This window comes from Bacillus cereus group sp. Sample62 (genome assembly GCF_036851315.1).
Classification (GTDB): Bacteria; Bacillota; Bacilli; order Bacillales; family Bacillaceae_G; genus Bacillus_A; species Bacillus_A wiedmannii.
Window position 1 is genome coordinate 1938594 of record NZ_JAFLPK010000001.1, and the last position, 23833, is coordinate 1962426.

The following is a 23833-nucleotide window of genomic DNA, read 5'->3' on the forward strand; positions in this document are numbered from 1 at the left end:
GGTGATGGCATGAATAAGACAACCGAAAAAAGAATTTTTATTTTTGTTTGTACTGCACCCGCACTAATCCTGTTAGCCATTTTTATGATTGTTCCTACGATTGAGGTATTCAGGATGTCCTTATATAAATGGGGAGGGTTTTCTAATAATAAAGTATTTGTTGGATTAGAAAACTTCAAGATTTTATGGAATGATATGAATTTCTTTCGATCTCTCCAAAACAGTATCGTATTAATTGTTATTGTTACACTTATCACGATGGTGATGGCAATCTTGTTTGCCACTTTGTTAACGAGAGAAAAAATAAAAGGTAAAAGTTTCTTTCAAATTATTTTTTATCTCCCTAATATTTTATCCGTTGTAGTTATCGCGGGAATATTTTCTGCAGTTTATGATCCGACTACAGGATTGTTAAATAATATACTTGCTTTATTTAACCTTGAAAACCTTCAAAAGATGTGGCTCGGTAATCAAAAGATTGCCATTTACAGCATTGGCGGGGCACTCATTTGGCAAGCGATTGGTTATTATATGGTCATGTATATGGCGGCAATGGCAAGTATTCCGGAAAGTTTTTATGAAGCATCTGCTTTGGAAGGTGCTGGACGGGTCAGACAATTTTTTAGTATTACGTTACCGTTAATTTGGAATAACATTCGGACGACGTTAACTTTCTTCGTTATTAGTACGATTAATTTAAGTTTTCTACTCGTTCAAGCGATGACTGGCGGGGGACCTGACGGATCGACGGAAGTGTTTTTAAGCTACATGTATAAGCAGGCTTACACTAATTCTTCTTACGGTTACGGTATGGCTATTGGGGTGGTCATTTTCCTATTCTCATTCGCATTATCTGCAATTATAAGCGGTGTCACTAAAAGGGAAGTGTTGGAGTATTAAGGAGGTCCAAAATGATGGAAACACAAAAAAAGATGACTACAGAAACAGCTTATCGAGATCCAAAAATGATGGAAACCGAAAAAGAAATGATTGTAGAAGCAGCTTATAAAGCCCCAAAAATAGTTAAGCCCCAAAAAGGTATGACTACAGAAGTAATATATCGTTGTTTTATATATGTAGCACTGATTACGTTAGCAATTTCTATTATTATTCCTGTTGCATGGGTTTTCATAGCATCAGTGAAGCAAAATTCGGAATTTTACGGAAGTCCTTGGGCCATACCGAAAAGTTTCTATTTTCAAAACTTTATCGATGCTTTTCAAAAAGCAAACATGGGTACCTATATGTTGAATTCAGTCATGGTAACTACATTGGCTCTGCTCATTTTATTGATTGTGGCCTTACCGGCAGCCTATGTGTTGGCAAGGTATACCTTTAGAGGAAGCAAGTTAATAAATACTTTTTTTAAAGCTGGATTGTTCATCAATGTGAACTACATTGTTGTTCCAATTTTCTTGATGTTATTGAACGGAGATACCTTTTTAAGAGGCCAACTGGGTGATGGATTTCTACTAGACAATTTATTTGTTTTAGCATTGGTATATGCCGCGACGGCGTTACCATTTACCATTTACTTGCTGTCTAGTTTTTTTCAATCGCTTCCATCTACATATGAGGAAGCGGCATTGGTCGATGGTGCCGGATATTTTAAAACAATGATTTCAGTCATGATTCCGATAGCTCGTCCAAGTATTATTGCCGTCATTTTATTTAATTTTCTTGCCTTTTGGAACGAATACATTATTGCCTTAACGTTAATCCCAGGACCGAATAAAACGTTACCTGTTGGGTTAATGAACTTGATGGCAGCCCAAAAATCTGCTGCGAACTATGGTCAAATGTATGCAGGAATGGTTCTTGTCATGCTACCAACTTTGATTTTATACATTATTGTTCAAAAAAAATTAACACAAGGAATGTCCCTTGGTGGTTTAAAGGATTAAAGGAGGATTTACATGAAAAAGAAAAAAGGCCGTGTTACTTTACCGAGTGAAGAAAATTTTCTTAAGGAAACAAAAGAATTGATGGAACGATGGGGTGCGGATGCGATTCGCGATAGTGATGGAACGAAACTAGATGATGATATTAAACAATTGGATGCAAAAATTTATACGACTTATTTTGTTGCTCGGGCTCATAATGAGTTCGCAGAGAAGCACATGGATGAATGCCAGCAACTTTATTTAATGAGCTTATTCAATACTGCGCTTACTGACACCCTTGAAATTGATTTTATGAAAGGCTACTTTGAGGAACAATTAAAGCCGGATTACGTTCACAATCCTAAAAAATACTGGGAGGTTATTGACCGGACAACCGGAGAAGTTGTTGACGATAATGATTGGGAAGTAAATGAAGAGCAAAATCGTGTTTTGATTACGAAGGCGATTCCTTGGCATGAATATACGGTTTCATTCCTAGTCTATGCGATTTGGGATCCAACCCAAATGTACAATCATATTACTAATAACTGGGGAGATAAGCCGCATGATATTCCTTTTGATGTGAGGCAACCACATTCCAATGAATTTATGAAAACCTATTTAAAACAATGGCTGACAGAAAATCCAGATACAGATGTTGTTAGGTTTACAACGTTTTTCTATCATTTTACCCTTGTGTTTAATAATCTTGGCAAAGAGAAATTTGTTGATTGGTTCGGTTATGGTGCTAGTGTTTCAGTTGCTGCTTTGGATGCTTTTCAAAAAGAAAAGGGCTATCGCTTAAGGCCAGAGGACATTGTTGATCAAGGCTATTATAATACTGCATTTCGAATTCCAACTCCTGCTTTTTTAGATTATATAGATTTTGTTCATAAGTTCGTTGCTGAAGAAGCAAAGAAACTTGTGGATATTGTCCATGAAAGTGGAAAAGAAGCAATGATGTTCCTTGGTGATAACTGGATCGGTACAGAACCATATGGGAAATACTTTGAAAATATCGGATTGGACGCAGTTGTAGGCAGTGTGGGCGGTGGAGCCACATTACGTATGATTGCAGATATACCACATGTTCGTTACACAGAAGGGCGATTCTTACCTTATTTCTTCCCAGATACTTTTTACGAAGGTAATAACCCGACGATTGAAGCGAATGAAAACTGGTTAACGGCGCGAAGAGCTTTACTACGGAACCCTGTTGATCGTATCGGCTATGGCGGTTATTTAAGTCTAGCTTATCAATTCCCAGAATTTATCGCCTACATTGAAAAAGTTACCGAGGAATTTCGTGAAATTCATGACACGATTAAAGGTGTTCAACCATACAACGGTCTTAAAGTTGCAATTTTGAATTCTTGGGGAAAGTTGAGAACTTGGCAAACACATATGGTCGCTCACGCTCTATGGTATAAACAAATTTATTCTTATTTAGGTGTTTTGGAATCATTGAGTGGGGCTGCTGTAGAAGTTTCATTCATTAGTTTTGATGATGTCATTAACGAGGGGATACCTGAGGATATTGACGTTATCATTAATGCTGGTGATGTAGGTACAGCTTTTTCAGGAGGGGCTAATTGGATTAATGAAAAATTAGTCACTACAATTAGGGCCTGGATGTATAACGGCGGAGGTTTCATAGGTATTGGTGAACCGACAGCCTATCAGCATGAAGGACATTATTTTCAATTGGCGAACGTCTTAGGTGTTGACAAAGAATTAGGATTTAGCTTATCAACAGATAAATATTTTATTAACCCTGTTGAAAATCACTTTATTTCTGCTGACAGCACCCAATTTGATTTTGGTGAAGGAATGAAAAATATTTATGCGTTATCAGATAAAACCGAAATAATAGAATATTCAAATGGAGAAGTCCATCTTTCTAGTCATCCGTTCGGAGAAGGCAGAGCTGTCTATATAGCAGGGCTACCATACAGCGAAGAAAATACTCGTCTGCTGATGCGCGCTTTATACTATGCTGCCCATAAAGAAGGAGAGTTTCAAAAGTATCATGCGAGCAACATTTATTGTGAAGTACATGCATATCCATCTATTCAAAAAATGGCGATTGTTAACAACTCGATGATCGAACAAATGACAGTTGTATATGATGGACAAGGAAACAGAAAAGAAGTGACGTTGGCACCTAGTGAAATCAGGTGGGAGGATGCTTCAAATGAAGGCTAGCGCTTTATTCATTATTAAAATTGTTGTGTTTATCGTATGTCTGTCTTTGATTATCATCTACCAAAAGACAGCTGGAAAATTCGAACTAGGTATGATGTTGATTGGATTAGCTGGTCTCTTAGGGCTACTTTATGACTACAATCGGAAATACGTATAAATCAACCAGGGCAAGTGGATTGATCAAGGAATCGCATATATATGTTTAACGATAACAATTATAAAACATTACTCAATACTTCAAATACAAACCTAGGGGTGCGGACAAATGAAAAAGGCAGTCGGCATTGATATTGGGGGAACGAAGATTGCAGCGGGAATCATTTCGGATACAGGCGAACTGCTTGAACGTTCGGAAATAAAAAGTGATCCTTCAGACCGGGAAAAAATGTTTGGTAGAGTTGTAGAAGCCGTGGAACAAGTTCTCAGAAAATCATCGATTTCCATCGCTAATATCGAGGGTATTGGCGTTGGGGTACCGGGAAAAGTGGATTACGAGAAAGGAATTGCCGTTTTTCAAAATAATTTACCTTGGAGACAGTTTCCTATTTCAGTCCGTTTGCAGGAACAATTTGGTATCCAGCGAATCATGATTGACAATGATGTCTATATGGCGGCTTATGCCGAATGGAAAGCAGCGCATGTAAAAAGGAATGAAACCTTTGTCTACGTGACTATAAGTACGGGAATATCTTGTTCTATCATTCATAACGGCTCATTTTTTAGGGGAGCAGGATTTGCTGGAGAACTAGGCTTGATCCCTGTCCTCTCGAAGGGGATCAATGAACGATTAGAAAAAATCGCTGCTGGGCCAGGGATTCAAAGAATAGCCGAAAGGGACTTACAGGTAGATACTATTTTAACAAAGGATGTTTTTGCTGGTTATATAAACGAGGTACCGGAATATCAGTTCATCATCAACGAAGTAACCGACTACTTAACTCAAGGACTTTATACGATTTCCTCCTTATTAGATCCGCACAAAATGGTTTTTGGCGGTAGTGTCATTGTGAAAAATCCATTTCTACTGAAGTTGATTAAAGCGAAGCTGAAAATGTATCAGCTTCCTGAGCAACAACATCTTTTGGAGCAGATGAGTATTAGTACATTGGCACAAAATAATGGAGTTACTGGTGCAGGATTACGAGTGTTTGAAGGTATGTAATGAGGTGGCGCCGATCTTCTTTTATGAAGAGAATGATGGCAAATAGGTAGAGGAGTGGACGAATATGTTTACATTAAGTCAAGAAAACTTAGTTTCGTTAGGTGCATCGATAACAACAGCGGAAATAAAACGGCAGCCTGATTTATGGGCTGAAACCTTTGCTTTGTATATGGAGAAAAGCGAGGGGATTGAAGAGTTTTTACAAAAAATAGTAATGAAACACAATCGGGTTCGAGTTATTTTTACGGGCGCTGGAACGTCTGCCTATGTCGGTGATACAGTCACCCCTTATTTAATAGAAAAAGTCGATGAACAACAGTGGGAAGTAATAAGTATTCCGACAACCACGTTAGTTTCAAATCCTTATCAATTCTTCAAAAAGGATTATCCAACTTTACTCGTTTCATTTGCTAGAAGCGGGAACAGTCCGGAAAGTGTTGCTGCCGTACAATTAGCTGAGCAAATAGTAACGGATTTGTATCAAATAACGATTACTTGTGCGAAAGACGGTAAATTAGCCAAACGGTCCGTGAATAATGAAAAAAATTTATTGCTATTGATGCCTGAAAAATCGAATGACCAAGGATTTGCCATGACAGGAAGTTATACTTGCATGGCGTTAACGGCATTACTTGTTTTTGATTCTATATCGAATGAAGAAAAATCAAAGATAGTGAAAAAAATTCATAAAATGGGTGAAAGTGTCATTCAAAGCGAAGACGTCATCAAAGAGATAGTAGATTTTGATTTTGACCGAATTATTTACTTAGGTTCTGGTAGTTTAGAAGGTTTAGCGAAAGAATCACAATTAAAAATATTAGAACTGACAGCTGGAAAAATTGTTACCGCATTTGATTCACCACTCGGATTCCGACACGGTCCAAAATCATTTGTAAACGAAAAATCATTAGTTTTCGTGTTTGTTTCTAACCATCCTTATACACGTCAATATGATTTAGATATGTTAAAAGAAATGCAGCAAGACGACATTGCCAGTTATATTTGTGCCATCGAGGTTGATGGAGAAATTAATTATGCTGGGAACAGATTTGCATTCGGCAGCGAGGCTCAGTCTGTACCGGATGCTTACTTAGCATTACCTTTTGTCATGATTGGGCAAACAGTCTCACTGTTAGCTTCCGTGAAAGTAGGCAATACACCGGATACACCTTCACCGACAGGAACAGTGAACCGTGTCGTTAAAGGTGTTACCATCTACGAATATGAGTAACTAGGATAGGAGAAATATACATGTCTATTTTTATTTTTGCAGATAAGTTTTTTCTTGATGAGATGGTCACAGGGCCTGGATTTTTAGAAATAAAAGACGGAAAATTCGGTGTTTTTTCAGAAAACAAACCAGAGGAAACGACAGACATTATTGAGTATAGAGGACATTGGATCGCTCCTGGCCTAGTAGACACACATATTCATGGATTTAGAAATCACGACATTATGGACAATAGTTTTGGAGGACTGGACCAAATTTCGGTAGGACTCCTTTCTTGCGGCGTTACATCCTTTTTACCGACAACTTTAACATCCTCAATAGAATCGTTAAATAACGTCGTTGAAATGATTGGTGCCAATTACACGAAAGTGCAAGGTGCAAAAATTAAAGGAATCTTTTTAGAAGGACCGTTTTTTACTGAAAAGCATAAAGGAGCACAAAACACGAAATATTTTTGTGACCCATCAATTCATATGTTGAAAGTTTGGCAGAAATTATCAAATAATGCTATTAAAAAAATCGCGATTGCACCTGAAAGGAAAGGGGCAGCAGAATTTATTGAATATGCTGTAGGAGAAGGGATTGCCGTGGCGTTGGCCCATAGTGACGCAACTTATGAAGAAGCAAAGCAAGCGGTTGAAAAAGGAGCTTCCATTTTTATTCATACTTTCAATGGAATGAGCCCACTACACCATCGTGAGCCGGGGATGGTCGGTGCGGCCATGAATCTAAAAGGTGTTTATGCCGAAATCATATGTGATGGACATCATGTTCATCCTGTTGCCTCAAATATTTTAATGAATGTCCGCGGCAGAGAAAAGGTTGTAATGGTTTCTGATTGTATGATGGCTGGAGGTATGCCGGAAGGAACTTATCAACTAGGTGAGTTTCCGGTGAAAGTAAAAGATGAGATGGCTCGTTTGGAAAGCGGAAGTTTAGCCGGGAGCATTTTGCAATTAAAAGATGCTGTCAAAAATGTCGTCGAGTGGGGAATTGCCTCGCCCGAGGAAGCAATTTACATGGCGAGTACGGCACCAGCAAAAAGTGTTCAGCTTGATGGCGAATGCGGGAAGATTGCCGAGGGATATGCTGCTGACTTTATTGTGATGACGCCAGCGATGGATGTAATTGCTACCTATCTTGATGGAGTATGCCGTTTTCAAGCTTAAACAATTTTCTGAAAGAGGGAGTCCAATGATTTTATCTGTCACCATGAATCCATCGGTCGATATTTCCTATCCGATTCATGAATTAAAGTTAGATGTAGTTAACCGTGTGGAAACGGTTTATAAAACTGCTGGTGGAAAAGGTTTGAATGTTGCACGAGTAATTGCTCAAATGGATGAGGTTGTCCTAGCGACAGGTGTGCTTGGTGGTACGATTGGTGAATACATTATTCAAGAATTAAATAAAGTCAATATTCCAAATGAATTTTTAAAAATCAAAAAAGAATCAAGAAATTGTATTGCTATTCTTCATGAAGGGATGCAAACAGAGATTTTAGAATCTGGGCCAACATTATCTAAAGAAGAGGGAACTGATTTTTTAGAAAAATTCGAATATCTACTTACAACAGCTTCACTTGTGACAATTTCGGGTAGTTTGCCGAAAGGGTTACCAACTAACTTTTATTATCAAATGCTAGAAATCTGTCATAAAAATAGAATTCCAGTAATTATGGATTCGTCAGGGGAATCTTTAAAACAAGCGATGGTGCATAAAGAAAAACCGTTTGTCATTAAACCAAATACAGCGGAATTATCTCAGCTGTTGGGCATAAACATGCGAGCGGGGAGCATAGATCTGAAGCAAGCATTAAATCATGAACTATTTACTGGAATTGAGTGGATTATCGTGTCCATGGGTAGTGAAGGTGCATTTGTTAAGCACGGTGAGGACTATTACAGAGTTACGATTCCGAGAGTAGAAGTGGTCAATCCTGTAGGATCAGGTGATGCAACAGTTGCAGGGTTAGCTGTGGCACTACATCAACATCAAACAGTCGAGACTGTTCTTAAAACGGCGATGACTACAGGAATGTTAAATACGATGGAAGCTGGAACTGGTTATATTAATGTGAATAAGTTTAAACAATACTTTGATCTCGTTAAAGTTGAAAAAATAGATTGATAGAGGAGAATGTTGATGCTAGAACTAACCAAAAATAAATTGGAAGCTCTAAAACGGTTATCTGCTGAAAATGGCATAATTGGTGCATTGGCTATTGATCAACGCGGTTCATTGAAAAAAATGATTGCGTCTGGCGGTGCAAGTCATGTTGGAGATGAGGGTATTATCCGTTTCAAAGAATTAGTTTCTGAGGAGTTAACACCATTTGCTACAGCGATTCTGTTGGACCCTGAATACGGTCTGCCAGCGGCTAAGGTCCGTGATAAAGAATCGGGCTTAATCGTAGCGTATGAAAAAACTGGATACGATGCGTCAGAAGTAGGACGGTTGCCGGATTTATTACCAGAATGGTCAGTGAAACGATTAAGAGAAGCAGGTGCCGACGCTATTAAATTTTTACTCTACTATGATGTCAATGAAGATGAAAGAATTAATAACTATAAACATGTCTATATGGAACGTATCGGATCTGAGTGTGCAGCTGAAGACATACCATTTTTCTTAGAGATTGTTACTTATGATGCTGAAAGTGATAATGTGAAAAATAAAGCATACGCAAAAATAAAGCCGTATAAAGTGATTGAGGCCATGAAGGAGTTCTCGAAACCACAATATAAAGTAGATGTATTAAAAGTAGAAGTTCCAGTAGATATGAACTATGTGGAAGGATATACAGAAGATGAATTTGTTTACAGTAAAGAAAAGGCAGCTTCCTATTTTAAAGCACAAAGTGAAGCAACCGAGTTGCCATTTATATTTCTGAGTGCAGGAGTAAGCGCAAAATTATTTCAAGAAACATTAAAATTTGCTAAAGACTCCGGTTCTACCTTTAACGGAGTGTTATGTGGTCGGGCAACTTGGAAAGACGGTGTTATACCGTTTGCTATAGGCGGTGAACAAGCAGGTCGTGATTGGTTAAAAGATATTGGTAAAAGGAATACTGAAGAACTGAATCTCGTATTGAAAGAGACAGCTAATTCATGGTTTGCTAAAGTAAAAGTAACAGCTGAGCTTCAAAGTTAGTACAATATCTGTTCTTCCATATGTCCTTCATTTCTTGAAGGAAGATTTGCACCAGAACTGCTTTTTAATTGGAATGAAGAAAAATGAGTAGACATTCGTCTGCTCATTTTTTATTTGCGTCCAGTATAGCCACAAATTCTAGAGTGAAAGCTCAGAACAGTTAAGGGAGCAGTGATCATGACTAAAGGGAGGAAGAGCAATCGTTACATGTGAATAAACCGAAGAATATTAATTATCGTATAAAATCCAATCGATTGAATGTAGTAAAATTCAATAAAGAACATACTTAAAAAGGTAACAATACCCTTATTTTGTAAGCGTTTTAAAAAGACAATATAACTAAAAAAAGAAACAATATCTTTATTGAGTCGGCACTTGAAAAAAACTATTCTAAACATAGGTGAAAGCGGTACCTTTCAGGTTTTGGTATATTTTAAAAATGAATGTGCAGGTATTGTTTTTAACTAAAACTTAAATTTCAAAGGGGGAGAAGAATTGGAGAGTAAGCATTTCAAGAGAGCTTTTAATACCCTTCTTGCACTTGTGCTAATTGTGCCGACATTTTTAGTTAGCATGATGGTGCCATTACATGTAGGAGCAAATGTGTCTAATCCATGGGTTACAATTTCATCTGGAGGAAACGAAATCAATGCAATAATAGAACAAAATGGGAAGTCCTATGTAAGGCTTGGAGCAGGTGCCGGAAATGATAATGGGGCTAAAGCTGCAATTTTTCAAGAACAAAATAAAATCGCTAAAGAATCGGGAACGATGGCGTATACCTTTACTCCAGAAACCAGTGGAGAAGATACTAGATTTGGTTTCTATCCTCACTATATTGACAATAATAACTTCGTTTTTGTAGGCTACGACTCACTTGGATGGTTCTATGAATACAAATATCAAGGAAAAGGTGATTGGTTAAAAACGAGACCGAATGTTTCACTTCCAGAGGCTGGGACCTCACATTCCATTAAAATTGATTATAACGCAACCACTTTGAATGTTACATTAGATGGAAAAGATTTATTTGGACCGGTTACTTTACCTAATGATGTAAATAACCTCCTTACAGGTAAGGAAGCAGTTAAACTTGGTGCTTTTGGAGATAAAAAAAGTCAAGTTCTCATTGAATTAGGAGCTGCACCTGGAGATGGAGGCACGGATCCAGGAGATGAAAAACTTGTCGACATTACGGATAATAAACTAGAAGAAGGCGACTTTAAAATTATCTCAGGCGATGGAAAAGTTACTTATAATGAAGATGGTTCAGCAACTTTCGGTGTTACATCTACCCAAAAGAATCGAATTGTCTATAACCAAATGAAAGCGATTAAAAATGGTGTTTTTGAAGCGGATGTTACTACTAATACTGATAAGATGAATCGCTTTGGATTAATCTATCGTGTTCAAAATGCATCTGCATACACTTATGTGGGAACAGGGGATACGAACGACCAGTATTTTGGTGAAACATTTGGGCCTATAAACAATTGGACGTCGATGACTTCAAATGTACCGTTAAAAGCAAAACAAACATACCATTTACGTTTAGTATTCATGGACGATGTTGCAACGTTATACATTGATGGTAAAAAGGTAGATTCTTGGACTTTAACAGGTGGTGTAGATCAAGCGGGGGGACTTGGGTTTGAAAAAAGCCGAGGAGCTGCCGATATTACGATTTCTAATGTCAAAATCAAGGAATATAGTGCACCAAAACCTCCAGATACCACGCCAGTAGAAGATACATTAAAGTCAAAGTATATGGATGTCACTATTGACCAAGTATTCCCGCGGGTTGTGAAATACAAAGTTGGCGATAAAGTAATGAATGGACAAGAATCGCCTGTTTACGGATTGAAAGTAAATGGTGCACTATACTATCCTAAAGTAAGCTTTGAAAAGTTAAGCGATAGTGAAGTGCTATATACATTAAAAGTTGTAGATGAAATTAAAAATCTTGATGCTGTATTTAAAGTATCTTTGAAAGTAAATGATAATAAAGTTATTTATAGTTTCGATGAAATTAAAAATAATGGTAGTGCAAAAATTGAAACAGTTGAGTTTGCTAATATGAACGTTATCTCAGTAAATTCGGAGCAAAAAGGTGCAAAAGCTAAATTAACGAATATTAGTACTGACGTTAGGAAATCAGGAGATGTGGATGTAAGCGTAGATTCTTCCATGGGAGAAATAGGTACATCTACTAAAAATTATACTGCATTTTTGTCAACTGACGAATTGAGTGCGGGTGTATGGTCCAGTTCAGAAGTGGATGGCTATAAAAACTTAGTTGCAAATCGATATGTAAATAAAAATGGTTCTAAGGCAATGGGGATAGGTTCTAGTGCACTATATTACCAAAGAGATTTTATGTCAGAACCACAAAAAAATAAACCAACTATTAAAATAGCTATCGCTAAAGATTTAAATACTGATAATAAGACAGATTGGCAAGATGCGGCGATTGCATACCGTGATATTATGCAAGACATTAAAGGATATCAAGATGTAAACAATAATGTTGGAATGCGTATTGCAATGAATTTCGGATCACAAGCACAACAACCATTCTTAAAAACAGCAGATAATATTAAAAAGGTTGCTCTTGCTACAGATGAATTGGGGCAGGCTGTTTTATTAAAAGGATATGCAAACGAAGGACATGACAGTGGTCATCCGGATTACGGTAATGTAGGTGAGCGTATGGGTGGCGTGCAAGATTTGGATACGCTTATTAAAGAGGGGCATAAGTATAATACCCAATTTGGTGTCCATATCAATGCGCAGGAAGTTTATCCTGAAGCGAAAGCTTTCAACAATGATTTTATTGATCGTCCCAATTCTTTAGGATGGGGATGGCTAGATCAATCTTATACAATTAATAAATTAAAAGATTTGTATACTGGAGCGCGTGCGAAAAGACTAGATGAATTGAAAGCTGCTGTTTCAAATCTTGACTTTATTTATTTAGATGTATGGTATCAAAATCAATGGGAATCAAATAGAATAGCAGATCAATTTAAAGATAGGGGCTGGAGACTAACAACGGAATTTGGTGGTTCTATGGCCAATTATTCAACGTGGCAACACTGGGCTACCGATAAAAACTACGGTGGACCGGAAAGCAAAGGTATCAACTCAGAAGTACTACGCTTTATTAGCAATCACCAAAGAGATTCTTGGGTGTTGAATTGGCCTGAAGTAGGAGGAACTGCTGATCATCCATTGCTTGGTGGATTTGAATTAGCTGGTTTCGAAGGGTGGCAATCTGATAAGAATTTTGATAATTTTATTCGCATGACATTTGATACAAATTTACCTACTAAATTCTTACAAAAATATTATGTAACGAATTGGACAGCTGTAGAAGGAGATAAAAGCAAGACAAACTTAGAAAAGGAAATAAAATTGAAAGACCCAAGTAATGGGGATGTTGTCGATGTAACTAGAAAAGACAATTCTAGGGAACGTGTTATTACACTGAATGGAAACGTTGTACTTGATGGACACACTTATTTAATTCCTTGGGTGAAACAAGATTTTAAAAATCCAACTTCTAATTCTGAAAAACTATATCATTGGAATTTGGAAGGTGGTACAACTACTTGGACACTTCCAGATGAATATAAAGATGCATCTAGTGTATATGTATACAAACTGACAGATCGTGGTAGAGCAGATATGAAAGAAGTCAAGGTCGTAAATAATAAGGTAACTTTGACAGCTAGTGCGGCAACTCCTTATGTTGTTGTACCAAAAAGAGATAAAGGTTTGGAAATTCTTGATTATGATTGGAGCAAAGGTGCTCATATATATGACACGGGATTCAATACAGGAAAAGTAAGTGCATATACAACTATTGAGGGGGATAACAAAGCTGTAAGTGCCGTCAGAACAAATCAAACTGGAAGCAACCGTAATGTAAGTAGTGGAGATTACTACTTGAATATTGATAGTCCATCGAAAGATACAACTGTTTCCCGTGTTCTTACTGGTTTGGAACCAGGTAAAGAATATGTAGCAGAGGTGTATGTTGAAAACAATAGTGATGTAAAGGCCGGAATTACAGTAACAGGTGGGAAAGAAGACGTTAACAATTACACACTTCGCAGCCTGCAAAAGAACTATGTTAAGGCAGATTCACATGCCTCAAATGATGGATACAATAGCAAAATGCAAATCATGCAAGTGAGCTTTACAGCTGTAACTAATAAAGCTAAATTAACTCTCAGTCGTGATTCTGGAAAAGGAAACACAAAATTTGATGATATTCGGATCGTTCAAAAGTCCTTAAAAAATCATGTCTCACCGACGGAATTTAAACAAGATTTTGAAACGGTGGTACAAGGAATTTACCCATTCGTTATTGGTAACACAGAAGGGGTAGAAGACAACAGAATTCATTTGTCTGAATTGCATGCTCCATATACGCAAAAAGGATGGGCAGGCAAAAAATTAGTCGATGATGTATTAGGTGGGAATTGGTCCGTTAAAGTGAACACTGGAAACAAAGGTTTGCTGTACCGTACTATTCCTCAAAATTATCGTTTCGAACCAGGTGTAACTTATAAAGTATCATTTGACTACCAAACAACAGCAAATGCATTCCGCTTTATTTCAGGGGATCAAGAAATTGATGTTCGAGATATTGCGAGTGTAAAGGGATTGAGTGTGAATAACACTCTTACTGCATCTACTGATACAAAAACAGCAGAGTTTACTGTGACAGGTTCTGAGAACGGTCAAACTTATGTTGGAATTTTCAGTGATGGAACGAATTTAAACGGGGATACTGGAGCAGGTACGTTTATTTTAGATAATTTACGTATTGAAAAAAGGTGACTACAGGGGAGAGACACAGAGTTGAAAATCTTGAATTAAGATAAAGGTAGTTTTATAGTTCGTGTAATATCGTGAATGAAAAGAGGTTGACCGAAAGATAGCTGAGTAGCTATATGGTTAACCTCTTTTTGGTATAAGTATGTCACCACAAACAAATTACGGACAGAAAGGAACGATTCTCTTATGTTTATAAAGTATAAAAAAATAAGTTGTCTCCAAAAGCTCTTTTTTAATGACCTTTTGAGACAACCTCTTCAATATAAAGCAACTGATTCTATTTATTTGACTCTACTTCAATAACTAGATTATCAAGCATAATATCTTTATAACCGTTAAAGTTAGCTTGTGATCCGTTCACACCGTTAGTATTAGCTGCCTTATTAGTGGAATAAATGCCAAACCAGCTTTGCCCCGATTTATCTCCTGTTAAAGTAAAGGAATATGTGCCAGCTTTTGCGTTCTTATCACTGCTTGCGGTTGATTTTAATTCCTCCTTAGTTAATACTCCTTTTTCTTCAAATGGAGCATTACCTGTAACCACTGCATACGTTCCATCACTACCTGCTTCATAATCAAAAGTAATTTTATACGTTACTCCTGGTTTAAATGTGAAGTTTTGAGGGATAGTTTGGTACACAAGAGCATCACCTTCCGTTAATCCATTCGTTTTAAGTGACCATTTACCTGCGATAACATCACTTACTATTTTTTGGTTCCAACCTCTTTGTGTATATGGTGCATGTAATTCAGACAGGTGTGTTCTATTATCTTCTACGCCTTCAATATTACCAATTACAAACGGATAGATGCCTTGTACAACATTTTCAAAGTCTTGTACAAATTTATTATTGCTTACTTGGTTTTCGGCATTACTTTCCACGATGCGAATATCATCAAAGTAACTTGCACCATTTCCACCATCTCTAGATAAATCAATAGTTACATCTGATATTTTTTTCCCAGTTTCAAAAAACACATACATATTTTGGAAGTAACTTGTTCCATCCACAGTTGAAGTCATTTGACCATCAGCTTTTGCTTGCTCAGAGCCAAGTGTATTATGTGCGTATGCTCTTACATAGTTTTTAGCGATAGATTTACCAGTACTATTTGTATACTCTTTGTCGTTAGAAGTAATCGTTATGCTTGCTTGTGCTTCACTTCGGTTGTCTATACCAACATATGCAGCATACTTTGTATTAGGTTTTAGGTCTGTTAATTTTTGAGTAACATTTACTTTCTTTTTATTATTGGAGATTGTTAGCATATTATTATTACCTTCACTCTTCGTAATCTTAACTGCTTTTGAGTCTCCTTTGATTTTCCAATCTTTTAGGGAATTGCTGTTAAATCCAGCATCTATAAGATGCATTCCTTCACTCCATTTAACATCTTTATTGGATTTTGGCCCTTTATAAATTACATATGCAGTAGATTTTTTTGCATCTAATGTGATTTTTCCATTTTCAATTTTAACATTTTTCATATTCTCTTTACCTAATTCTGTTAACTCATACACTTTAACGGTACCTTGCCAACCAGTTGGAACAGTCCACGTTGTTTTTCCACCGTTTGTGTTCCAGTGATATAATTTTTCATTCTCTGCTGATAATTTTTTGCCATTTTGATCCCAAGACCATGGAAATAAATACTTTTCGTCACCAGGTTTACCTTCAAATATTTGTTTACCATTTAATGTCATAGTTCTTGTTCGATAGCCATCTTTATCATTTGCAAAATCATTTGATTTTCTTTCAATTGTAAGTGTATTTTCACTAGATTCGTCCTTTAATACTGACCTCATACCTGGTACCCAGTTGTAAGTTTGTTGTTTATCATCTTTCATTTCAACTGCTTTACCATTTTCCCACTGAGTAACTTTATAATGTTGAATGAATTTGGTTGGAATATTTACCGCAAATAAGTTATCAATATACGCTTTGTAGTCACTTCTACCTTGCCAACCTTCAAAGTCTTTCATACTGTACCCACCTAATAATGGAGCATCTGCGTCGCCTCCATATTTAGGATAGTTACCAATCCATGCATCTTTTTGATGGTTTTTAATGAAACGAGTGATGGTACTATTAATACCTTTTAGGGTATATCCACCATAAGTTAAATCGGCTGCCCAGTGTTGGAATGTGGAATCATACTCGTTCGCATATCCCCACTCACTGCCTAAGCGCCAACCTAAACTGTTTATTTCTTTACTTAATTGACGGCTCGGCCATGTACTATTATCACCTGACTGTCCATTACCCCAAACGTCTACATAAATAAAATCTAAATTATTCTTTTTGCCACCAAGAGCATCATATAAATCTTTGAATCGTTGTGCTCTGCCATTTCTTAAATCATAATCAGCATTAATGTTTATTCCTTGATCAATCCAGTTCCAACCATACTTATAAGTTCCATCTGGATTTTTTAATAAACGATCTTCTTGGAAATATTTTGACTCTGGATAAGTTTCACTTGCATTCACATGAACACCAAAGGTTGCCCCATATTCTTTACCCTTTGTTAGCAATGTTTTCATGTCCTTTGCACCGCCAATTCGGGTTCCAATGTCAGCATAATTTAAATGACCAGAATCATGACCTTCACTACCATAACCTTTCAGTAGAATAGATTGTCCTAGTCCATCAGTATTTAAATGAAACTTTTTCACTCCGTCTAAAGCCATTAAGAAAGGATTTTGGGCTTGACTGCCAAAGTTCATGTTAACACGGTAACCAACTAAGTCTGGAACTTTTTCTGCCCCTAGAGGTTCGTTCATAATTTTCCTATAAGCAATTGCTCCGTCTTGCCAGTTTATCTTTTTATCATCATTAGCGTCAGTAGTAATGATCACCTTCACAGACGGCATTTCATCTACCTTATTAACTGTCCCATCCTTTAGCTCTAGAGTGCCATCTTCTTTACGATGTTCTTCTGACTTTTGATACGTCCAGAAGGTACTACTTAGACCGATTGTTTTTTTTCCTGCACTATTAGTCGTAGCATTTGCCATAATTCTTTGAGCATCAGTCTTTGCAGCATAAGAATCTGGAGCCAATTTTTTTACTAAACTATTCTCCGTATTAGACCATATACTTGCACTTAATTCATCAGTAGAAAGAAAAGCATACATATATCCTTTTTGCTCTTCATCTTTCATAATTAAATTTTCATCAACATTTACCTGTCTGTCACCATTAATACGAGTATTTGTTGACATCTGTACGCCATCTAGCACTGCATCCTTTTGACTGTTATTTACAGAAATTAAATTATGATTTGGGATTTCAATAGTTTTTACGATTTTGTTGTCGATGATCTTTGTAATATTGAATTCTAATATATTCTCTTTAACAACCAACTCAGCGGTAATAACCGCAGATATATTGTTATTCGTATCTATTAACGTCATCTCATATACAACTTTATCTGATAAAACTTTTGCTTTTACTTTTGGTTTTACTGCTACGTCATTAATAAGGAGTGTATCTAATGTCTCAGTCTGTCCGTAAAAAGTTTTTCCTGCTCCATTTCCAGATTTTAAATCATATTGAATGACTCTTGGAAAATTCACATCAACGAGAACGTTCATTTGATTAGATGAAATAACCGCATTTGGGCTCCTAGAAATGATTTGATTTTCAGCTTGTTTAGTATCCGTGGTTTCCTCAGCTTGGATTAGGGAACCATTTGTAAAACAAATAGAACCTACGACACAACCCGACACAAGTGTTGCAATTGTCCTCCTGAACTTCTTTTTTGACTTTTTCATATGTACCCCCTCGTTTCCATTTTGGTACTTTTGATATTGATGGTTTTTCACAGGTATAGATCACTTTATGTCCTTTTAAACTTAATATTTTAATAGAATGTGAAGCTTGTATAGTAGTTGAGAATCTATTAAAAACAGAAGTAATTCCCAGTGTCTATCTGTACCCATAGATTACTTTTTATGAAACGCTTACACAAGAGAGATATTGCTCTGTTTTTTAGAAATATTGTTTTTTGTAGTGTTGAAAATAAGATAAATAAAAAATAATCCTGGCTTATCGAGTTAGGGAATCCGTCTTATTTTATTTGAGAAGCTCATTAAAAATTGAACGGCGGCGATACCGGAGCAGATACGTTTATTATTAAAGGGCTAGCTTCAGGGGGAGGGACACAGAGGTAAGGATCAGGGTTTAAGTTAAAGGTAGTTTTATAGCCTATGCCTCATTGTGTTCATTAAATCGTTCTTCAAAAAATGTACCTTTTTATGTTTTTAGTGAGATGTTAAAAGTGAAAAGCAAGATGTCTAAAAAATACGACAAGATGTTGATTGTAGAAGTGTTTTTACGTACGTATAATGTAACAAAATGGCTTACTAAACGGGCGATTCAAGTATGCTAATAGCTTCTTCGGAGAAAGAAAAACGTATATTAGAATGGTGGTTATCCTATACGTCTGTTCATAAAATGATAAAAGGTACATAGAACTAGCATCGTAACAACATAAACCGCTAAAAGGTTAGAGGAGGTATATACTGATGATATATCAAGCTATCCAGCAGTTAATTGATCGTGCTATTGAAGTTCAATTGATTGAAAAAGAAGATGAAATATATACAAGGAATCAAATCCTTTCCTTACTTCGTTTAGATGACTTTGTAGTGGAAGCGTCAGCGCCCGCAAAGAAAGCAATTTCGGAGTTATTGGAAGAGTTAATTGAATATGCTTGTATGCATAAAGCCATTGAGGCAGTAATGGACGAGAAGGAGATTTTAGCAGGTGTAATTATGGATGTATTTATGTCTAAACCGTCCGTTATCAATTCTCTATTTTATGAAAAATACGAACAAAACCCGAAGGCTGCAACAAATTACTTCTATGAATTAAGTAAAAACAGCAACTATATCCAAATGAAGCAAATTGCCAAAAATATAAATTATAAAGTACATACGGAATATGGACCCATTGATATTACAATTAATTTATCAAAACCGGAAAAAGACCCGAAACAAATTGCTAGAGAGAGAGTATTGGAAAGTACAAATTATCCAAAATGTTTACTCTGTATTGAGAATGAAGGATATAGAGGCAGAATCGGACATCCAGCACGCTCGAATCATCGTATGATTCGTATGAATCTTACAGATGAAAGCTGGTTTCTACAGTATTCTCCGTATATTTACTTCAATGAACACTGCATTGTATTGTCTTCAGAACACCGTGATATGAAAATTGACCGTCAAACATTTTTACGTTTGTTAAAATTTGTAGAAAAATTCCCGCATTATTTCCTTGGTTCGAATGCAGATTTGCCAATTGTAGGAGGATCTATTTTAACACATGACCATTATCAAGGTGGAAATTATGAATTTGCTATGGCAAATGCATCAAATGACTTTATTTTTGAACTCACTAACTTTCCAGAAATGCAATGTTCTATTATTAAATGGCCTATGTCAGTTATTCGCTTAAGAAGTAACGACATAGAACAAATAGTAAATGCAGGTGAGTACATATTAGAGAGGTGGAAGGGATATAGTGATCCATCCGTTAATATATTTGCATTTACGAATGATGTTCCACATCATACGATTACGCCGATTGCCCGCTACCGGAATAATATGTACGAATTGGATCTTGTTTTGCGAAACAATCGTACAAGTGAAGAACATCCGCTAGGTATTTTTCACCCTCATGCGGAAATACAACATATTAAAAAAGAAAATATCGGTCTAATTGAAGTAATGGGGTTAGCTGTACTACCTGCGCGTTTAAAAACAGAACTTCAGGAAGTGGAAAAATTCTTACTTAACATTCCAAGTGATATTTCAACGTCGCATATACGATGGGCAGAAAAATTAAAAATCAAATATGACAATCGGATACATGAACAAAATGTACAGGAGATTATAAGAGAAGAAGTGGGACGGAAATTTATACAGGCGCTTGAAGATGCTGGTGTTTTTAAGCGAGATGACGAAGGGATATCGGCATTTAAACGTTTTATTCAGAGGTTAAATAAGGAATGAACTTAGTAGTGATGGTGATTACAAAATGACCTAATTATATGATAAGGGAGGTAATAATATGAAGGAGTGTGAGCATAAGCAACTACAGGAATTGAAACAGATAGGCGGCCCTATATTAATGATGTGTATAAAATGTAATCAAATAATTAAAGCGTCCAAAGGATCCAGTACAAAAATAAAGTGAAAAAGAATGAAGCGTATATATTTCTAGTGTGTGATGAACAAAATCCACACTGAGTAAAGTTTCACTTTATAAAAAGAATAGAAAAAATAAAAAACATCCCATATTCATATGAGATGTTTTTTAGTATGGTTCTGTCGCATGTAATACGACGTCTAATAAACCGGGAAATCTAGCATGTAAGTCATCTTCACGAATTGAAATGAAGCGCTGTGTTCCTTCAAGGCGTGTATACATAACACCGGATTCACGTAAAACTTTGAAATGGTGAGATAAAGTTGATTTCGCAATTGGAATGTTTAACGCACCACAAGATTGTTCGTTTTTCTCTAATAGCATAGTTACAATTTGTAAACGAATTTGATCGCTAAGTGCGTATAAGACAGAAGAGAATTGAATTTCTTCTCGGTTTGGATGATAGAGAGTACGCATTTTTTTCACCTGCTTGTATAAGTTAATATAGTTTGCACTATAACATATAAAGTGGTATATTTCTATTGTTCGAATATATTCGAACAATAGAAATATAGGGGGAGAAAAAATGAAGTATACAAAATTACAAAAGGCAGGACTAAATATTTCGAAGTTGGGGCTAGGAACAAACGCTGTAGGGGGGCATAATTTATATGCTGATGTGAATGAGGAAGAAGGAAAACGATTAATAGAAGAAGCTATCCAGCAAGGGATTACATTTTTTGATACAGCAGATTCATACGGTTTCGGTAGATCAGAGGAATTAGTAGGAGAAGTATTAAAAGAAAAACGCCACGAAGTTGTACTTGCTACAAAAGGTGGAATACAGCCGTTATTAAATGGAGAGGTTTATATTAATAATGAGCCAAGCTATTTAAGAAATGCTGTGGAAAATAGCTTAAGAAGATTACAAACTGATTATATTGATTTATATTATTTACATTTTACAAATCCAGAAACAAGTTACATAGATTCAATTGGTGAGCTTAATCGCCTGAAAGAAGAAGGTAAAATTCGTGCAATTGGAATATCTAACGTAAACGTAGAGCAATTAAAAGAAGCGAATCAGCACGGACAAATAGATGTTGTACAATCACCGTATAATATGTTGGATCGTGCTGTTGGGGAAGAACTTTTGCCATATTGTATAGAATCAGGTATTTCATTTATTCCATACGGACCCCTTGCCTTTGGGATACTAGGAGGAAAATATACAGAAGATTTTAAATTGAGCGAAGGAGATTGGCGTCAAAGTGTAAATCTATTTGAAGAAAATACATATAAGAGTAACTTTAAAAAAGTTGAAAAGTTAAAAGGCTTAGCTAAAGAAAAAAATATTGAAGTATCGCATTTAGCTTTAGCGTGGTTATTAAACAAAAAAGGAATTGATACTGTTATTCCTGGTGGGAAACGAGCGGAGCAAATAAGAGAAAGTGTCAGAGCGGTGGAAGTTTCATTGAATGAAAAGGTGATGAAAGAGATTGAATCTATTTTAGAAGATTAGTTGAGAAGAGGGATAATTCCCTCTTTTTGTATAAAAGGAGAAGATTTAAATGAAAAGAGTACTAGCTGTATTCTTTACGATCATGTTTATGATAGGTACAGATACTTTCTTAATTTCACCACTTTTACCGACATTACAACAGGTGTATCATGTTTCAACTGAGCTATCAGGATGGATGGTGAGTTCATATGCTTTAGGATACGCTGGATTTGCGCTTATCGCTGGTCCTATATCAGATGGCATAAACAGAAAAAAAGTGATGGTAATAGGAATGAGTTTTTTTGCGTTAAGTACGTTTTTATGTGGAATGGCACCGAGTTTTCTATGGATGCTAACATTTAGATTTTTAGCAGGTGTAAGTGCAGCTTTTGTATCTCCACAAGTGTGGGCATCTATTCCGCTCCTTATAGAGAAGGAGGAAATTGTAAAGGCAATTGGAATTGCAACAGCAGGGTTAGCAATCTCTCAAATTTTAGGGTTGCCAGTTGGATCGTATTTGGCAATGATACACTATACAACACCATTCTTCGTCATTGGTATATTATCAACACTACTTGTCATTCTTATCTATGTAGTATTACCAGAAATACAACCGGTTCATATAGGTGGAAGTAAAACAAACATCTTAAAGCGCTATAAACAATTACTTACAGATTCAAAGGTTTCGATTTCTTATTTTGCATATTTTGTTTTTCAAACTGGTAATTTTGCTGCATTTTCATTTTTTGGTGTATGGCTGTCCATTCAATTTGGCTTACAGGTTCATGAAATAGGAACAGCTATGCTCGTATTAGGATTAGGAAATTTAACAGGGAATATTTTTGGCCCTAGAATCGTAAATAAAATTGGTTATAATCTTTCTTTTTATGGTGGAATTGTATTTACAGCAGTGCTATATGTATTACTTCCTCATGTAAAAAACATTATATTGGTGGAGTTATTGTTCTTTGTTTTATTTTTCGTGACAGGAATTTTGTTTGTATTGATGATGAGGCACTTACAAAACATGTCTAGTGTAGCAAGAGGAACAGGAGCCGCGCTTGCAAATGCTTCTATGTATATTGGTCAAATGATTGGAGCGGCAATAGCAGGAATGTTATTTGTAGCATCTCATAATTTTATACTTATAGGTAGTTTTACTGCGTTACTATATGTAGTAGCTTTATTTCTGTTTAGAAGAAGTGAAAAGCTTACTGAGAATAGTGAAACGGGAAGTGCATCATAGAGCTTGTATAAATATTTCGTAAATCAGAATGAATAAGAGTGTGAATACATGAATGTGCTTTTTATTACAGTGGTTACTTAAAGTATAGAAATAGTAGAAGAAATGTATTGTAACAAAGTTATGAGGATTCCAAAAATAAAAAATCCCTATAAAGATAGGGATTTATATATCGGCATATAGTTCCTTGGAAAAGGATATACCTAGTTTAGCATATCGGACTACTTATATTTGTGAAATAGATGTGAAAGTAATGTGAAAAATACTGAAAGAAAAAACTATTTAAATAGAGGATAATTTAGATTAGGATATGGATTTTACATAAATGCGGTGTTATATTTCTACTTATCTGTTAATAATTACATGTTTTAATATTATTGGGGATAAAAGGGAGAGATTTAACGTATTATCCGAAAGAAGTCTCCTTCCTCAGGCGTGTGAAAGACGATAGT

General features: G+C 36.1%; 15 protein-coding genes. 13 read left to right on the top strand and 2 right to left on the bottom strand.

From position 1 onward, the window contains the following. Positions 1–9: 9 nt before the first annotated feature. The 10 genes from J0835_RS09815 to J0835_RS09860 all read left to right on the top strand — a co-directional run bounded on the left by J0835_RS09815 (position 10) and on the right by J0835_RS09860 (position 14482). Positions 10–900: a carbohydrate ABC transporter permease gene (locus J0835_RS09815; protein WP_087980279.1), complete on the top strand. Its 891-nt coding sequence runs from the start codon at positions 10–12 to the stop codon at positions 898–900. 14 nt (positions 901–914) lie between these two features. Further along, positions 915–1904 carry a carbohydrate ABC transporter permease gene (locus J0835_RS09820; protein ID WP_087980814.1) on the top strand — a complete coding sequence of 330 codons (990 nt, stop codon included), beginning with the start codon at positions 915–917 and terminating at the stop codon, positions 1902–1904. A gap of 12 nt (positions 1905–1916) precedes the next feature. Continuing rightward, a complete protein-coding gene (gnpA, locus tag J0835_RS09825) occupies positions 1917–4088 on the top strand; it encodes a 1,3-beta-galactosyl-N-acetylhexosamine phosphorylase (protein ID WP_087980280.1) in 2172 nt (723 codons plus the stop codon). Then, positions 4078–4245 (top strand): DUF6903 family protein, encoded by a 168-nt coding sequence (locus J0835_RS09830; protein WP_016129204.1) that lies wholly within the window; start codon positions 4078–4080, stop codon positions 4243–4245. Before gnpA ends, J0835_RS09830 begins: the two co-directional genes overlap by 11 nt. Before the next feature lie 108 nt (positions 4246–4353). Next, entirely contained in the window at positions 4354–5250 is an 897-nt protein-coding gene (locus J0835_RS09835) for an ROK family protein (protein ID WP_087980281.1), read from the top strand. 64 nt (positions 5251–5314) lie between these two features. Then, complete coding sequence (locus tag J0835_RS09840) at positions 5315–6481, top strand: SIS domain-containing protein (RefSeq protein WP_087980282.1); 1167 nt, start codon at positions 5315–5317, stop codon at positions 6479–6481. Positions 6482–6501: 20 nt separating this feature from the next. Then, positions 6502–7650: an N-acetylglucosamine-6-phosphate deacetylase gene (gene nagA / locus J0835_RS09845; RefSeq protein WP_087980283.1), complete on the top strand. Its 1149-nt coding sequence runs from the start codon at positions 6502–6504 to the stop codon at positions 7648–7650. Between the two features lie 25 nt (positions 7651–7675). Further along, entirely contained in the window at positions 7676–8611 is a 936-nt protein-coding gene (gene lacC, locus J0835_RS09850; protein ID WP_087980284.1) for a tagatose-6-phosphate kinase, read from the top strand. Between the two features lie 15 nt (positions 8612–8626). After that, on the top strand, positions 8627–9634 hold the full coding sequence (lacD, locus tag J0835_RS09855) for a tagatose-bisphosphate aldolase (protein ID WP_087980285.1): 1008 nt from the start codon (positions 8627–8629) through the stop codon (positions 9632–9634). Positions 9635–10129: 495 nt separating this feature from the next. Then, complete coding sequence (locus J0835_RS09860; RefSeq protein ID WP_087980286.1) at positions 10130–14482, top strand: endo-alpha-N-acetylgalactosaminidase family protein; 4353 nt, start codon at positions 10130–10132, stop codon at positions 14480–14482. 274 nt (positions 14483–14756) lie between these two features. Here the strand turns inward: J0835_RS09860 and J0835_RS09865 are convergent, their stop codons facing one another. Next, positions 14757–18257: an endo-alpha-N-acetylgalactosaminidase family protein gene (locus tag J0835_RS09865; protein ID WP_087980287.1), complete on the bottom strand. Its 3501-nt coding sequence runs from the start codon at positions 18255–18257 to the stop codon at positions 14757–14759. 753 nt (positions 18258–19010) lie between these two features. Here J0835_RS09865 and galT point away from each other — a divergent pair. Continuing rightward, positions 19011–20501: a UDP-glucose--hexose-1-phosphate uridylyltransferase gene (galT, locus tag J0835_RS09870; protein WP_087980288.1), complete on the top strand. Its 1491-nt coding sequence runs from the start codon at positions 19011–19013 to the stop codon at positions 20499–20501. A gap of 304 nt (positions 20502–20805) precedes the next feature. Here galT and J0835_RS09875 read toward each other — a convergent pair whose 3' ends face one another. Beyond that, a complete protein-coding gene (locus tag J0835_RS09875; protein WP_061676468.1) occupies positions 20806–21114 on the bottom strand; it encodes an ArsR/SmtB family transcription factor in 309 nt (102 codons plus the stop codon). A 109-nt stretch (positions 21115–21223) separates the two neighbouring features. Between J0835_RS09875 and J0835_RS09880 the strand changes: the two genes are divergently transcribed. Together J0835_RS09880 and J0835_RS09885 are read left to right on the top strand one after the other, a co-directional pair. Further along, entirely contained in the window at positions 21224–22159 is a 936-nt protein-coding gene (locus J0835_RS09880; RefSeq protein WP_087980289.1) for an aldo/keto reductase, read from the top strand. Positions 22160–22208: 49 nt separating this feature from the next. Continuing rightward, a complete protein-coding gene (locus tag J0835_RS09885; protein WP_087980290.1) occupies positions 22209–23384 on the top strand; it encodes an MFS transporter in 1176 nt (391 codons plus the stop codon). The last annotated feature ends 449 nt before the right edge of the window (positions 23385–23833 follow it).

Coding starts and splice junctions, on each gene's coding strand:
- J0835_RS09815 (WP_087980279.1), top strand. CDS start 10: ATGAATAAGACAACCGAAAAAAGAATTTTTATTTTTGTTTGTACTGCA.
- J0835_RS09820 (WP_087980814.1), top strand. CDS start 915: ATGGAAACACAAAAAAAGATGACTACAGAAACAGCTTATCGAGATCCA.
- gnpA (WP_087980280.1), top strand. CDS start 1,917: ATGAAAAAGAAAAAAGGCCGTGTTACTTTACCGAGTGAAGAAAATTTT.
- J0835_RS09830 (WP_016129204.1), top strand. CDS start 4,078: ATGAAGGCTAGCGCTTTATTCATTATTAAAATTGTTGTGTTTATCGTA.
- J0835_RS09835 (WP_087980281.1), top strand. CDS start 4,354: ATGAAAAAGGCAGTCGGCATTGATATTGGGGGAACGAAGATTGCAGCG.
- J0835_RS09840 (WP_087980282.1), top strand. CDS start 5,315: ATGTTTACATTAAGTCAAGAAAACTTAGTTTCGTTAGGTGCATCGATA.
- nagA (WP_087980283.1), top strand. CDS start 6,502: ATGTCTATTTTTATTTTTGCAGATAAGTTTTTTCTTGATGAGATGGTC.
- lacC (WP_087980284.1), top strand. CDS start 7,676: ATGATTTTATCTGTCACCATGAATCCATCGGTCGATATTTCCTATCCG.
- lacD (WP_087980285.1), top strand. CDS start 8,627: ATGCTAGAACTAACCAAAAATAAATTGGAAGCTCTAAAACGGTTATCT.
- J0835_RS09865 (WP_087980287.1), bottom strand. CDS start 18,257: ATGAAAAAGTCAAAAAAGAAGTTCAGGAGGACAATTGCAACACTTGTG.
- galT (WP_087980288.1), top strand. CDS start 19,011: ATGATATATCAAGCTATCCAGCAGTTAATTGATCGTGCTATTGAAGTT.
- J0835_RS09875 (WP_061676468.1), bottom strand. CDS start 21,114: ATGCGTACTCTCTATCATCCAAACCGAGAAGAAATTCAATTCTCTTCT.
- J0835_RS09880 (WP_087980289.1), top strand. CDS start 21,224: ATGAAGTATACAAAATTACAAAAGGCAGGACTAAATATTTCGAAGTTG.
- J0835_RS09885 (WP_087980290.1), top strand. CDS start 22,209: ATGAAAAGAGTACTAGCTGTATTCTTTACGATCATGTTTATGATAGGT.